The sequence below is a fragment of the Streptomyces sp. NPDC097640 genome (assembly GCF_040302705.1).
GTDB lineage: Bacteria > Actinomycetota > Actinomycetes > Streptomycetales > Streptomycetaceae > Streptomyces.
The window spans coordinates 89,917-104,375 of the sequence record NZ_JBEOSB010000018.1; the positions used below are offsets into that span (position 1 = coordinate 89,917).

Annotated in this window: 12 protein-coding genes; 2 read left to right on the plus strand and 10 right to left on the minus strand. The window is 70.4% G+C overall.

Going from position 1 to position 14,459, the window contains the following annotated elements:
* Nucleotides 1–41: 41 nt before the first annotated feature.
* From ABTY62_RS27200 to ABTY62_RS27235, 8 genes are all read right to left on the minus strand, one after another.
* On the minus strand, nt 42–626 hold the full coding sequence (locus ABTY62_RS27200; protein ID WP_352132036.1) for a restriction endonuclease: 585 nt from the start codon (nt 624–626) through the stop codon (nt 42–44).
* Between the two features lie 2,515 nt (nt 627–3,141).
* On the minus strand, nt 3,142–4,485 hold the full coding sequence (locus tag ABTY62_RS27205; protein WP_352132037.1) for a class I SAM-dependent RNA methyltransferase: 1,344 nt from the start codon (nt 4,483–4,485) through the stop codon (nt 3,142–3,144).
* Nucleotides 4,486–4,574: 89 nt separating this feature from the next.
* On the minus strand, nt 4,575–6,677 hold the full coding sequence (locus ABTY62_RS27210) for an APC family permease (protein WP_352132038.1): 2,103 nt from the start codon (nt 6,675–6,677) through the stop codon (nt 4,575–4,577).
* A gap of 70 nt (nt 6,678–6,747) precedes the next feature.
* Nucleotides 6,748–8,250 (minus strand): cytochrome P450, encoded by a 1,503-nt coding sequence (locus ABTY62_RS27215; RefSeq protein ID WP_352132039.1) that lies wholly within the window; start codon nt 8,248–8,250, stop codon nt 6,748–6,750.
* On the minus strand, nt 8,247–8,858 hold the full coding sequence (locus ABTY62_RS27220; RefSeq protein WP_352132040.1) for a GTP-binding protein: 612 nt from the start codon (nt 8,856–8,858) through the stop codon (nt 8,247–8,249). The genes ABTY62_RS27215 and ABTY62_RS27220 overlap by 4 nt, the downstream gene beginning before the upstream one ends.
* Nucleotides 8,836–9,192 carry a DUF742 domain-containing protein gene (locus ABTY62_RS27225; protein WP_352132041.1) on the minus strand — a complete coding sequence of 119 codons (357 nt, stop codon included), beginning with the start codon at nt 9,190–9,192 and terminating at the stop codon, nt 8,836–8,838. The genes ABTY62_RS27220 and ABTY62_RS27225 overlap by 23 nt, the downstream gene beginning before the upstream one ends.
* Complete coding sequence (locus ABTY62_RS27230) at nt 9,189–9,617, minus strand: roadblock/LC7 domain-containing protein (RefSeq protein WP_311723739.1); 429 nt, start codon at nt 9,615–9,617, stop codon at nt 9,189–9,191. Before ABTY62_RS27230 ends, ABTY62_RS27225 begins: the two co-directional genes overlap by 4 nt.
* Nucleotides 9,614–11,149, minus strand: coding sequence for an ATP-binding protein (locus ABTY62_RS27235; protein WP_352132042.1), 1,536 nt, complete (start codon nt 11,147–11,149; stop codon nt 9,614–9,616). The genes ABTY62_RS27230 and ABTY62_RS27235 overlap by 4 nt, the downstream gene beginning before the upstream one ends.
* Before the next feature lie 636 nt (nt 11,150–11,785).
* Here ABTY62_RS27235 and ABTY62_RS27240 point away from each other — a divergent pair.
* Both ABTY62_RS27240 and ABTY62_RS27245 read left to right on the plus strand, forming a co-directional pair.
* Nucleotides 11,786–12,454 carry a potassium channel family protein gene (locus ABTY62_RS27240; protein WP_352132043.1) on the plus strand — a complete coding sequence of 223 codons (669 nt, stop codon included), beginning with the start codon at nt 11,786–11,788 and terminating at the stop codon, nt 12,452–12,454.
* Complete coding sequence (locus tag ABTY62_RS27245; RefSeq protein ID WP_311723742.1) at nt 12,451–13,125, plus strand: potassium channel family protein; 675 nt, start codon at nt 12,451–12,453, stop codon at nt 13,123–13,125. Before ABTY62_RS27240 ends, ABTY62_RS27245 begins: the two co-directional genes overlap by 4 nt.
* Nucleotides 13,126–13,210: 85 nt before the next feature.
* Here ABTY62_RS27245 and ABTY62_RS27250 read toward each other — a convergent pair whose 3' ends face one another.
* Nucleotides 13,211–14,032, minus strand: a complete 822-nt coding sequence (locus tag ABTY62_RS27250; RefSeq protein WP_311723743.1) for a DUF3159 domain-containing protein — start codon at nt 14,030–14,032, stop codon at nt 13,211–13,213.
* A 3-nt stretch (nt 14,033–14,035) separates the two neighbouring features.
* A complete protein-coding gene (locus tag ABTY62_RS27255) occupies nt 14,036–14,446 on the minus strand; it encodes an OB-fold nucleic acid binding domain-containing protein (protein WP_311723744.1) in 411 nt (136 codons plus the stop codon).
* Between the last annotated feature and the right edge of the window lie 13 nt (nt 14,447–14,459).

Consider the following 14,459-nt stretch of genomic DNA (forward strand, 5'->3'; position numbering starts at 1 on the left):
CTTCCCCCTCATGGTGCCAACTTGCATGCAATGAACCAAAGTTACGGGAGTTGCTGGTTTGCCGTCACCCTAGTGATTCTCCCTGTCCTCCATGATCTGGGTGCCCAACGCCTACGCCTTGCGGTCTCGTCCGGAACTCGCAGGATCCCGTACAGCGGCTCACCCAGGTCCGCCCATCTCTGCAGGGCGTCCCGGTCCACCAGGTAAATCCCATAACGGGGGCCGCTGGCTCGCGCGGCTGCCGTAAAGCCGCCGGTGGTGACGATCACGGCGAAGTGGGCACCATGGTCGTGGCGGTACGTTCCATTGACCCGCTGGACATCCTGGTCCCCAACCCTTCGGTCCGCCCGCAGCCGCTTGCACTGCACGACAACCCGCCGTTGCGAATGATCGACGACGAGTACGTCGGCGCCCTTGTCCCCCGCTTTGCCCACATGTTCCGCGGTCAGTCCGTCCCTGCGCAGCAGGGAACAGACCGCCAGCTCGAACTCCTGGGGCTCCATGGCATCGAGATGGGCCAGCGAATAGCGCACGGATTCCAGGGGAAGCACCGAGCGGCCGGCCCATCTGTGCAGGGCCAGCCGCCCCGGCTTCAGGCCCAGCCCCACTGCCACCGTGGTCAGCACGATGCCTGTCCACACCGGCCACTGCTCGGCCGCGTTCCACAGACCGCTGACCCCGGCCAGGGCACCCGCGCCCCACGCCCACCAAGGAACAGCAGCCCATCCTCCCTGGCTCCGCCGGTGCCGCATCAGACGCCCGCCCCGAAGAGCGCCCACATGCCGAATGCGAGACCGAACAACGCGAGTCCCGCCACGTCGGTAACCGTGACCAGAGTGAAGGCATGGTCTCGGCAACGCGCGAACAGCCCCCTGCGCCTGCGGCGACAAGGCCGGTGGAACGCTGTCGGCCCCCCGCAACGCGACACCAGCGCGGACCCACCGATCACCAGTAACGCGATGACAAACAGCAACGGATCCCCCCGGTCCCCAAACAAGTCTTCATGAGTATCGGGAAAACCACCGTCCCGACCAGTACTTCTTCGGCCGAACCGATGGAACCGGAGGACGCATGGGAGCGCTGACGACGTTCATTCGTTCCTCGCGCGCGCCATCCTGGTACTCCGCAGGCCCTTCGCGATCTTCGACTAACGGCCTGGGCATCTCTTGCTCCATGGACCCTTTGCGACGAGTACACGTTCCAGTGTGGTAGGAGCAGCGGCCGGATGACCCTGTGCGCCAGCTCGCCGGGCAGTGCGCGACCTCTGGCTCTCATCAACCCTCCACCAATGCCCGGCTGTTGCCACGTTCGTGGTGAGACTGGCCAACTCCGACGGCGCACGCGACTGGCCTGTCGGGATCGACGTGCTTCTCGACCGGGCGACGGCCTGAGCGACTCTCGACCTGCGCCTATCGCAAAGTAAAGTCGGCAATGCGAGCCCCCATTACCGCTTGCACGCTGCGAGAGACTGCGGGGCTGCTGAGGCATACCTCTCTCCAAAGCTGTCGGCACGGCTTGGGCGCTGAAGAAGTCTGGCTTGATCAAGAGGACACCGCCGGCAACGGGAACGTCGCCGTCCTGGCCTCGGACGGCCCGCGACTTCCTGAAGCACGGCTGGCAACTCGCGAGGAGTAGGCGGAGCAAGTCTGGCCGGCGATGCCCAGCAGTTCCTGGAACCAGCGAACTGAGACCACTGTTCCAGATTCGACCCCAGGCCGGCTCTACCAACCGGCCCAACGCCGCGATCACCGTCCGGAAATCAATGGCCGCCCAACCGGTGTGTCTCGTCGTCGAGTTGGTCGTCCTGGATTGTCAGCGCCGGTCGCTATCGTCGAATGCCGGGCCGAGGACACCTGGCCCCGCCCGCAGGGCGCTAACCACCCCCTTCATGTTAAGGACTGCCCGTGACCTACGTACGCCCCCATTACCGCCGCGACGGCACCTACGTCAAAGGCCACAACCGCCGCAACCGGCCCCGCGCCGCGCAGCCCCATGCGTCGTCCCGACGTACCGCCCCGCGTCCCACTCCTGGGCCACGGCCCCGCCCAGTCTCCACTGGACCGACAGCCTATGTCCGTCCCTACTACCGTTCGAGTGGTACCCGTGTCCGCGGGCACCACCGGTCCATCAGCCCTCGCACCCTCGCCGTGGCGGCGGGCACGGGCGGAGGCGGTCTCCTGCTATTCCTGTTACTGCTGGCCCTGGCCAGCGGTCCGGAAACAGGCGACAAGGCACCGTCCGGCGTGACGCCATCGCACTCAGCATCGGTCTCGGCGACGCACCACCCGTAGACCACGGCCCACACGGTAGGGGCCCCTCGAAGCTGACGGGGCCCCTACCGCCCAGGGCCGTGTCATAGAGGAGATCGGCACGGGCGACGGCTGGCGCGAGCGGTACCCCCTCATTCGCCCACGGATCTCCCTCGCTGCGTGCCATCAAGCGCGACCAGCAAGAGCACGGCACATCGCTGGAAATCTTCCGTCCCGCAGACGACGTTGACTTCCGCTACGCCCGCAGCCGTGGCCCGTCTCCGAGTCCACTCTGGTCGAAACGAGCAACATACTGGACCAAGACCTGGGCCAACTCGGTCCTCCTGAGGCCAACCAAACCCGCCGCGAGCGGCACGGCGACGAGGGATATCCGACAGTCGACTGCCTCGTCTTCGCTAGCCGCGCCGAACTCGCCGTCTACTAGCTCCTACAGGAACACTCCAGCGGCAACGTCCCCCTCAGAGCACCATCGCCATCCTGCCACTCACCGCTGCCAAGCTGCGCGACGCCGACATGCGCAGCCCTGACCTCACGGTGCTCGGTACGGCCGCGCCACCGCGATGTCCTCCGCACCGGCCGAGCCTCTCCAGCGCTTACTTCCGCAGCTCTCCCAGCTCTCTGGAGTGCCTACCCATACAGACGGGCAGTGTTCCGCATGGCATACGAGGGAGGCAGCGGAGGCATGAGGCGCATCAGGACCTTAATGAGCGTCAGCAGGCCGTGCTCGACTGGGTGAGCCAAGGGTGCCTCGGCGGACTCAGGACGGACAGCGTCTACAAGACAAGTGCCCAGGCCCTGCAAAGTCGCGGACTCCTCAAAATCACGAGACACCGCGAGCCCTGGAACCACACAAGGCCGGCGAAACCCTAGGTCAGCGGTTCTTCCCCGCAGGCTCCAGGATCGCCACGCACTCCACGTGGTGCGTCACCGGGAACAGGTCGAAGGCGCGCAGCCGCCGCGGCACATAGCCCGCCTCGCGGAAGTAGGCGAGGTCGCGGGCCAGGGCCGCCGGGTCGCAGGCCACGTAGGCGATGCGGCGCGGGCCGAGGGAGGCCAGGCGGGTGACGGTCGCCTGGCCTGCGCCGGCGCGGGGCGGGTCCAGGACGATCAGGTCGGCGTCGGTGATGCCGGTGCGGGGCAGGACCTGTTCGACCTTGCCGTGCTCGATCCGGACCCGGTCCAAATCCTCGAGGTTGTGGCGGGCGTCCTCCACCGCGCGCTTGCCGGACTCGATGCCCAGGACCGCGCCGCGCTCCCCGACCCGCTCCGCGAGCGCGCCGGCGAAGAGGCCGACGCCGCAGTACAGGTCGAGCGCCATCTCGCCCTTGCGCGGCATCAGGCCCTGCATGACCGCCTCGACGAGTACGTCCGCGGCCTTGGGGTGGACCTGCCAGAAGCCGCCCTCGCCGACCCGCCAGGTGCGGCCGGCGGCGCGCTCGCGGACGAAGGGGCGGCCGTGTACGCGGTGTACCGCGCGGGTGCCCTCGCGGCCCTGGGGTTCGCCCATCCGCAGCACGGAGACCGGCCGGTCCAGCTCCACCAGCGGAAGCCGGCCGCCGGGGCGCGGGGTGAGGACGACCTGGCGGTCGGAGGAGCCCGTGGCGGCGATCGCCTCCACGGTCGCGATCTGCGGCCATTCGCGCTTCTCGACGCCCAGCTCGGTGACGCCGGGGGCGGCGATCAGGCAGTGGTCGACGGGCTCGACCTCGTGCGAGCGGTGGCGGCGCAGCCCCGGGCGGCCCTGCTCGTCCACCGCGTACTGGACCCGGGTGCGCCAGGCCGGGACCTCGCCGCGGGCGACCTTGTCGCCGGGGGCGGGCTCGACGGTGCCGTCCCAGCGGGCCTCCTCGGGGGTCAGCCCGGCCAGCCGGCTCAGCTGCTCGGTGATGACCTCCGCCTTCAGCCTGCGCTGGGCGCCCGGGGCCGCGTGCTGCCAGTCGCAGCCGCCGCACCGGCCGGGGCCGGAGAACGGGCAGGGGGCCTCGACCCGGTCCTTGGACGCCTCCAGCACCCGTACCGCGTCGGCGCGCAGGAAGCGCGAGTCCGTCTCGCCCTCGGTCACCCGGGCCACGACGCGCTCGCCGGGCAGTGCGTGCCGGACGAACAGCACCCGGCCCTCGGCGGTGCGGGCGACGCAGTGGCCGCCGTGTGCGACCGGCCCGACCTCGACCTCGTACTCCTCGCCGACCAGCGATGCTTGGGGGTCACGGTGCATGGCGGTTCGGCTCCAGGTTCGGCTGAGGGGGTTCGGCGGGGGTGGTGGGGCTGGGGTGGACGGAAGCGTCCACCGATCAGCCCACCAGTCTAGGCCCTCGGCTGCCCGCCGCCGACCTTCGCCTTGTCTGCCTTTGCCTTGTCGGCCTTGGCCTTGTCCGCGGCCTTCGGCTGTCCCACCGGGCCACGCCGCACCGCGCCCGGCGCATGCCACTCGGCCCGCTTGCGGGCGCGCTTGCGGGCCAGCTCGGAGGAGTCCAGCTGCCAGGGCACCGAGGTCACCATCACGCCCGGGGTGAACAGCAGCCGGCCCTTGAGCCGCAGCGCGCTCTGGTTGTGCAGCAGGTGCTCGTACCAGCGGCCGACCACGTACTCCGGGATGTAGACGGAGATCACGTCGCGCGGGCTCTCCCGGCGCAGGCTCTTGACGTACTCGATGGCCGGCCGGGTGATCTCGCGGTAGGGCGAGTCGAGGATCTTGAGGGGGACGTCGATGCCGCGCTCGGTCCACTCGGCCTGGAGCGCCTTGGTCTCGGCCGGGTCCACGCTGACGCTCAGTGCCTCCAGCTTGTGGGAGCGCATCAGCTTGGCGTAGGCCAGGGCGCGCAGCGTGGGCTTGTGGATCTTGGAGACGAGGACGATGGAGTGAACCCGGGAGGGGCGCACGGTCGTCTCGTCCTCGTCGTCCTCGTAGGCCGACAGCTCGCCGGAGACGCTGTCGTAGTGGCGGCGGATCGCGCTCATCAGCCCGTAGAAGACGACCATGCCGAGCAGGGCGACCCAGGCGCCGTGGGTGAACTTGGTCAGCAGCACCACGACCAGCACTAGGCCGGTGAAGAAGGCGCCGAAGGTGTTGATCGCGCGCGAGCGGAGCATCCGGCGGCGCGCGGCCGGGTCCTGCTCGGTCCGCAGATGGCGGTTCCAGTGCCGCACCATGCCGGTCTGGCTGAGCGTGAAGGAGACGAAGACGCCGACGATGTAGAGCTGGATCAGCCGGGTCGAGTCCGCGCCGTAGATGTAGACCAGGATGGCGGCGGCCCCGGCGAGCAGCACGATGCCGTTGGAGAAGGCGAGCCGGTCGCCGCGGGTGTGCAGCTGGCGCGGCAGATAGCGGTCCTGGGCGAGGATCGAGCCGAGCAGCGGGAAGCCGTTGTACGCGGTGTTGGCGGCCAGGAACAGCACCAGCGCGGTGGCCGCGGCCAGCACCACGAACAGCAGGGAGCCGTCGCCGAAGACGGCCGCCGCGACCTGGGTGATCACCGGGTCCTGGGTGTAGCCCTCGCCGAGCGCCACGCCCTGCTTCAGCAGGTCCCTGGCCGGGTCCTCGGCCATCTTCACATCGGTGGTCAGCGCCAGGGCGATGATCCCGCAGAACATGGTGACGGCGAGGCCGCCCATCAGCGCCAGCGTGGTGGCGGCGTTCCGGCTCTTGGGCTTGCGGAAGGCGGGCACGCCGTTGCTGATCGCCTCGACGCCGGTGAGCGCGGCACAGCCGTCGGAGAACGCCCGCAACAGCAGGAAGACCAGCGCGAATCCGGCGAGCCCGGTGTGCTCGGCCTTGATCTCGTAGCCGGCGGTGGGGGCCTTCATGTCGTCGCCGAGGACGAGTCCGCGGTAGGCGCCCCAGGCGATCATGATGAAGACGCCCGCGACGAAGACATAGGTGGGGATCGCGAACAGCTTGCCGGACTCGCGCACTCCGCGCAGGTTCATCAGGGTCAGCAGCAGGATGATGGCGATCGCGAACGCCGCTTTGTGCTCGACGATGAAGGGGACCGCGGACCCCAGGTTCTCCACGCCGGAGGAGATCGACACCGCCACGGTGAGCACATAGTCGACCAGCAGTGCGCTGGCCACGGTGAGTCCCGCCCGGGGGCCGAGGTTCGTGTTGGCGACCTCGTAGTCCCCGCCGCCGCTGGGGTAGGCGTGCACGTTCTGGCGGTACGAGGCGACCACCGTGAACATCAGCACGATGATCGCGACGGTGATCCATGGGCTGTAGCTGTAGGCCGACGCCCCCGCGACCGAGAGAACGATCATCACCTGCCCTGGCGCGTATGCGACGGAGGACAGCGGGTCGGAGGCGAAGACGGGGAGCGCGATGCGCTTGGGGAGGAGTGTCTCTCCCAGCTTGTCGCTGCGCAGCGCCCGCCCGATCAGGATCCGTTTAGGAACGTCGGTCAGTTTGGACACGGAGAGGATCGTAAGCGGTCGTCCGTCCCGCCGCCCACCCCACGTCGGGGGTGGGCGGCGGAGTCGCTGCTCACTGCCCGCGCCACCAGGCCGCGAAGGCGCCCCAGCGGCGCCGCTGGGCCCCGTGCTCGGACGGGGTCCGGCTCGGCTCGGCGGACGGAGCCGACGGCGAGGAGCCGGGCTCGGCGGTCGTCCGCCGGCCGTTCTCCTGGGGCCCGCGGGGCTGCTGGGGGATCCCCGCCGGGGCGGCCGCCTGGGCGGGCGCGGAGACCGCCGCCGGGACGAGCCCGGTCGTGACGGGGAAGCGGACGGGCAGCTCCGCCAGCGCGCGGTGGAAGGGGCCGGGACGCCAGGCCAGCTGGTGGGCCGGCACGGCCAGTTCCACGTCCGGGAGCCGGTCCAGGAGCTTCTCGATGGCCACCGAGGCGATCACCCGGGCCGGGCTCTCGGCGGGGCAGCGGTGGGCGCCGATGCTCCAGGCGAGGTGGGCGCGGTTGCCGAGGCGGCCGTCGGAGGTCAGCTCGGGGTCCGTGTTGGCCGCGGCGTAGCTGGTGAGGATCGGCTCGCCCTGGCGGATCCGCACCCCCGCGAGGTCCAGGTCGCGGCGGGCGAACCGGGTCCCGAAGTTGGCCAGCGGAGGGTCGGTCCACAGGACCTCGTCGATGGCGTCCTGGACGGGCATGCTGCCCCCGGAGAGCTCGCCCGCGAACCGGTCGTCGGAGAGCAGCAGCAGCAGCGCGTTGGCGATCAGGTTCAGCTGGGGCTCGGTCCCGGCGGCCATGATCAGCGAGAGCTGCTGGAGCAGCTCGTCGTCCCCCAGCCGGGAGGGGTGGGCGAGCATCCACGAGGTGATGTCGGCTCCGGGCCGGTCGCGCTTGGTGGCGATCAGGCCCGCCATGTAGTCCATCAGCTCCTGGTTGGCCTCCACCGCGTCCTCGCCGCTGTCGAAGAGCTTCGCCATGATCCCGACCAGGCGCAGCCCGTGTTCGGCGGGGTAACCGAAGAGCTGGTTGAACACGAGCAGCGGGATGGCCGCGGCGTACTCACCGAGCAGATCGGCCTCGCCCTTGTCGGCGAAGTGGTTGATCAGCGTGTCGGCGCTGCGCTCGACGTACTCGCTCAGCGCGTACGGGTCCAGCCGGGTGAGGCTGTCGGTGATCGCCCCGCGCAGCCGGGCATGGGCCTCGCCGTCGTTGAACAGGGCGTTGTTGCGGTACATCATCATCGGGCCCACCGGGCTGTCCGGCGGGATCCGTCCCTCGTTCAGCGCGCGCCAGCCGCGGGGGTCCTTGGCGAACCGCTCGGTGTCGCGCAGCACCTCCAGCGCGAGGGAGTAGCTGGTGATCAGGTACGCCTCGACCCCGGGGGACAGCTCGACCGGGGCGATGGGCCCGTATCGGCGGAGCCGCTCGTAGTGAGCGTGCGGGTCGGCGGCGAAGTCGGGTCCGTACAGGGGCAGGCCCTGGGCGGCGGGGCGGCCGGGGCTGCCGGCTCCGGGGTGGCCCGCGTGCGCGGGACAGCCCGGTGGCGGCATGGCTCCGGCGACGGCCTCGACGTCGGGGCGGTAGGTCACTCATGCTCCTGGGAAGTCTGGGCCTGGCGGTTCTGCAGGTACTGCACAAGAGCGATCAGGGCGTGGGTCGAGGAGACCCGGTCCCGGGCGTCACAGGTGACGAGCGGGGTCTCGGGGAGCAGATCGAGCGCCTCCCGGACCTCCGCCTCGGCGAAGCGCGGCGCCCCATCGAAGTGGTTGACGGCGACCGCGTACGGGAGGGAGTGCTCCTCCAGGACGGCCATCACCGGGAAGGACTGGTCGAGCCGCCGGGTGTCGGCGAGGACCAGGGCGCCCAGGGCGCCGCGGGTCATGTCCTGCCACAGCCGGGTGAAGCGCCGCTGTCCGGGGGCTCCGAACAGGTACAGGACCAGGGTGTCGCTGAGGGTGAGGCGGCCGAAGTCCATGGCGACGGTGGTGGTCGTCTTGTCCTCGATCCCGGCGAGGTCGTCGACGAGCGCCCCGGCCTGGGTCATCGTCTCCTCGGTGCGCAGCGGCTTGATCTCCGACAGCGAGCCGACGTAGGTGGTCTTGCCGACGGCGAAGTGCCCGACGACCAGCAGCTTCACCGCCGTTCGCACCGTCTGCGGCAGATAGACCGCCTTCTCAGAGGCGAGCGCGGAGTCCATCGAGCACCTCCTGCAGAAGCTGGATGTCGGGCAGGTCGGCCGTGGGGATGGGCGACCGCGTGGTGATGTGGCCACTGTCCACGAGGTCGCCGAGCAGGACCTTGGTGACGCTGACCGGCAGTTGCAGATACCCGGAGACCTCGGCGACCGAGAGGGCGCCGCCGAGGCACAGTTCCATCAGCCGGCGCTTCTCGGGACTGAGGCCGGCGAGCGGCCGGTCGGTGTGCGCCATGACCAGCGTCACCAGGTCGAAGGTGTTGCGGGTCGGATAGGCACGGCCGTCGGTCACGACATACGGCCGTACCAGTCCTCGTTCGCGCCGGGCCGGGGTCATGCCGGGCTGCCGATGCCCTGTCGGGTGGCGCCCTGGCGCGGCGGGCTGGTCAGCTCCTTACCGAGCCGGTCGACCAGCTTCTGCATCCGGTAGCTGACCGCCTCCATGTCCACGGACTCGGTGGCGGAGACGGCGAGATACGCGCCGGGGCCGGCGGCGATGAGGAAGACATAGCCGCCGGCGAACTCGACGAGCGTCTGCTGCCAGGGCGTCTCCTCCCGCTCGCAGAACTCGGCGGTGGAGCGGCTGATCGACTGGAGGCCGGAGAGCGCCGCGGCCTGGCGCTCCGCCTCGTCCCGTGCGATGCCCTCGGAGTAGGCCCGCAGCATCCCGTCCGCCGAGAGCAGGATCGCGTGCCGTGCCTCCGGCATCTTCACGACCTCGTCGAGCATCCAGCCCAGCTCGTTGTTTATGTGGTCGTTCATGCCTGGCGATTCCCTTCTTCGGTTTGGGGGTCGGCGCCCGGGTTGTCGGAGCGGCCGGTGCGGGTGCCGCGTGCGAAGGCCCCCATGCGCTGGGCCGTTTCCTCGGCCGAACGGACGCGGTGCGAGCCGGTCTCGGGCTCCGGGGTGCTCGTGGGCCAGTCGTCCGCCGACTGGGCGGTGGGCTGCCGGCGGCGGCGCTTGGGCAGCCCGCCGGCCGTCGAGCCGTACGTACGTGACGCTTCGTCGATCTCGGACGGGTGGTTCAGCCCGGACGGGGGCTGGGCCTCCGGGGCGGGCGCGGACGGCTGCGGCGCGGACGGCTGCGGCGCGGGCCGCTGGGGCGTCCGCTGCGGCGGTACCCCCTGCTGGGGCACCTGCTGCTGGGGTATCTGCTGCTGGGGCACCTGCTCCGCGGGCGGCTCGGTCCGGCGGGCGGCGCGGCTCTTGCGGGTGGGCAGGGAGGGGATGGTGTGCAGGGACGACTGCTGGGCTTCCTGCGACGCGGCCTGCTGCCCGCTGCCCTGGTCCTCGGCGTCGACGTGGGTGAGCAGCGCGGTGGGGAGGAAGAGCACGGCGCGCACACCGCCGTACGGGGACCTGGTGTCCACGGAGACGCTGAAGCCGTACCGCGCGGCGAGCAGGCCGATGACGGCGAAGCCGAACTGGGGCGGGTCGCCGAGCCGGGCGACGTCGACGGCGCGCTCGCCGGACAGCAGCCCGGCGGCGCGCTGCACCTCCAGGCCGTCCATGCCGACGCCGGCGTCGTCGATCACGATGACCGCGCCGTTGTGCACCGGCTGGAGGCTGACCTCGACGTTGGTGTTGGGCTGCGAGTGGCGGGCGGCGTTGTCCAGCAGCTCGGCGACGGCGAGCACGACCGGCTCCACCGCCCGGCTCACCACGGCGACGTCGACCAGGGCGTGCACCTGGACCCGGCGGTAGTCACGGATCCGGGACTTGGCGCCCCGTACGACATCGGTCACCGGGGAGGACATCCGCTGGCGGCCGGGCCAGGACCCGCACAGCACGGCGATGGCCTGGGCGCGGCGGCCGAACTGGGAGTTGGAGTGGTCGATCTCCAGGAGGTCCCGGAGCACGTCGGGGTTGTCGTGCCGGTCCTGCATCTGGGAGATCGACAGCTGCTGCTCGTTGGCCAGACCCTGGAGGGCGCGCATCGACGCCTTGAGCGCCGCCTTCGCCGAGGCGTCGGCCCGCGCCTGTGCCTTGTCCACCGCGCGGGTGAACAGCTCCACGACTCCGTGCAGACTCTGCGCGAAGGCGGTACCGGCCAGCCTTTCGTCCCTCAGCCCGGGCAGCGGCGAGGGTTGGCTGAGCGTGTCCGCGATGACCGGGAGGCGCATCTCGAGGAGATGTTGAAGCTCCTCGTCGCGCGCCCTGAGGTTGTCCTCGAGTGTGGCGTTACGCCTGCGCACGCCGGCGTTGATCGTTCGCTGGCGTATCAGCAGGACGAAGACGACGAGCACGACGACGGCCAGGCACCAGCTCACCGCCTCCGATATGTGATCTGTCATCAGAATCCTCGTGCAGGAGAACGCGGGCGCGGAAGGAACGGTTCAGTGCCCTGATGTCCCGTCCGGAAACGGAATACGGCGATCATCTTAGCCACGCCGGTGACCTGACGTCCGATGCGCGCATCAACATTCGAACTGCGGGGCCATGATTGCCGTTTCCGGTGAAGATCCCATGAAGATCGGGAAGGCGGCGGGAAGATGGTGATGCCTCAGCCCGGGACAAATGCGACCACCCCGCCGTCGAGCCGCGATGCCGTCCCGTCCCGCGGCCCGGCACCCGGCGACACGCCGACGACGGAAGCCGTGGACGCGCGGCGCGATGCCTCGCGCACCCCCCGGAACGTTCGCAAGCGGCAGTGCGCGTTCCGGGACGGTTCCGGCAGGGTCCCGGCGTGGCGGGGACTCCTGTACGCCGTATAGGTCGTGGCCTCGACCAGGACCTGAGCAGGGGACTCGGGGCCGTCACACAAGTGCGGATACGGTGGTGACAGACGTTGCGGCGGCCGGCTTTCCGCTGCCGCGCGGCATCGACATCGCGGGCCATTTGCCCCGCTGTCACCCCGTAGGCCTGGAAGGAAGATGTGAGCAGGGTGTTTGTGCAGTTCAGCACGGTAATGAGGAGTGCGGGGTAGTCGCATGCATATCGTGATCATGGGCTGCGGCCGGGTGGGTGCGGCGCTCGCCCAGACCCTGGAGCGACAGGGACATACCGTCGCCGTCGTCGACCAGGACCCGACCGCCTTCCGCCGCCTCGGTGCGGGCTTCGGCGGGCGCCGGGTCACCGGCGTCGGCTTCGACCAGGACACCCTGCGCGAGGCGGGCATCGAGGAGGCCGGGGCCTTCGCCGCGGTCAGCAGCGGCGACAACTCCAACATCATCGCGGCGCGGGTCGCGCGCGAGATGTTCGGCGTGGAGAACGTGGCGGCCCGTATCTACGACCCCCGCCGCGCCGAGGTCTACCAGCGGCTCGGCATCCCGACCGTGGCCACCGTGCGCTGGACCGCGGACCAGATGCTGCGGCGGCTGCTGCCGTCCGGCGCGGAGCCGCTGTGGCGGGACCCGAGCGGCGGAGTGCAGCTCGCCGAGGTGCACACCTCCCCCGCCTGGGTGGGCCACAAGGTCAGCAAGCTTCAGGAGGAGACCGGCGTGCGCGTCGCGTTCCTCACCCGGCTCGGCGAGGCGATGCTGCCGACCTCGGAGACGGTGTTGCAGGAGGGCGACCTGGTGCACGTGATGATGCGCACCGACGAGGTCGAGAAGGTCGAGGCGGCTTTCGATGAGGGACCTGAGGAGGCCGGCCGATGAGGGTTGCCATCGCTGGGGCGGGCGCCGTGGGGCGCTCCATCGCGGGCGAGCTGCTGGAGAACGGGCACGAGGTGCTGCTCATCGACAAGGCGCCGACCGCCATCTCGGTGGAGCGGGTGCCGCAGGCCGAGTGGCTGCTGGCCGACGCCTGCGAGATCACCTCGCTGGACGAGGCCGCGCTGCAGCGCTGCAACGTGGTGATCGCGGCGACCGGTGACGACAAGGTCAACCTGGTCGTCTCGCTGCTCGCGAAGACCGAGTACGGGGTGCCGCGGGTGGTCGCCCGGGTCAACAACCCCAAGAACGAGTGGCTGTTCAACGAGGCGTGGGGCGTCGATGTCGCGGTCTCCACGCCGCGGCTGATGTCCGCGCTGGTCGAGGAGGCGGTGAGCGTCGGCGACCTGGTCCGGCTGCTGCGCTTCAGCCACGGCGACGCCAACCTGGTGGAGCTGACGCTGCCGCCGGAGGCGGCGCTGGCCGGCACCCGGGTCGGGGACGTGGAGTGGCCGGAGGACACCTCGCTGGTCACCATCATCCGGGGCACGCGCGTGCTGACCCCGAGCAAGGACGACGTGCTGGAGGCGGGCGACGAGCTTCTCTTCGTCGCGGCCCAGGCCCGCGAGGAGCAGCTGGAGGAGCTCCTGTCCGTCCAGCGCGCGGACGCGTCCTAGCGCCCCCCGCACCCCCGTACACAACGGAAGCGCCGGGCGGCCGATGACGGGCCGCCCGGCGCTTCCGTGTGACGTGTCGGGGCGCTCAGGCGCGCGGCGGGTGGCGCCGGTCCGCGGATTCCTGCCGGGCCTCGTCGACGATCCGGTCGGCCCACTCCGCCAGCAGCGGGTCGGCGGCCTTCTCCGCCTCGGCCTTCACCCGCTCCCGCTCCTGCTCGGCCTTCTCCTCCGCCTCCATCTCCGCGATGACGTCGATCGGCGGCGGGGCCTTGGCCAGGAATATCCACGTCAGATAGACGGCCAGCAGGAACGGCGGAATGCCGAGCGCGACCTTGACCCAGCCGAGCTGGGTGGCGTCGCCCCACCAGTACAGCGGGAAGAGGATCGCCGACTTGGCGAGCAGGATGAGACCCCAGGCCCAGGTGGACTTGGTGTACGCGCGGAACCGGCCGGGGTTGCGGGTGCGCCAGGAGAGGTTCTCCCGGAGCATCGGCCCCAGCAGCACGCCGATCAGCGGATAGCGGAAGATCGCCGAGAGGACGTAGGCGACCGCCAGCCCCAGGGTGTAGAGCATGCCCGGCAGATAGAAGTTCTTCGCGTCGCCGGACATCATCGCGAAGATCGCGCCGAAGGCGACCCCGAAGACCCCGCTGAAGGCGTGCTTCAGGGTCTCCTTGCGGATCAGCCGCGCGAGCGCGAGAAGCACCGTGAGCCCCAGCGACGCCAGGGCCGCCAGGTGGATGTCGCGCTTGATCGTGTAGAGCAGTACGAAGACCAGTCCGGGAACGGTGGTGTCCACCATGCCCCGCACCCCGCCGAACGCCTCCAGAAGCGCGGTGTCCGCCGCCGCTCTGCTCTGCGCGGCGGACCGCTTCTCGGCCTCGGTCGGCTCGTCGTCTCTCGTCACCGGCTACTCCTGTCCGAGCGGTCGGAGTTCGTACTTGGGGTTGAACAGCACCCGGCGGCCGTGGCTCATGGAGATCCGGCCGGTGGCGATCAGTCTGCGGCCGGGCTCGATCCCGAGGATGGAGCGGCGGCCCAGCCACACCACGTCCAGGGCGGCGGTCCCGTCGAAGAGCTCCGCCTCCAGCGCGGGCACCCCGGCCCGCGGCCGCAGTGTGACGGTGCGCAGTGTACCGGCCACCTTGACTATCTGCCGGTCACCGCAATCGCCGATCTTGGTGCATCCGGCGGCCTCCGCGTCCTGCTGGAGCTCCGCGGAGTGAAGCTCCTCCTGGGAAGTCGAAAGCCGGTCCAGCATCCGCCGGAAGCGGCCGACCGGCTTGTCTGACTTGCCGGGTGGCTGGTCTGGGACACTCATACGGCCAGCGTAC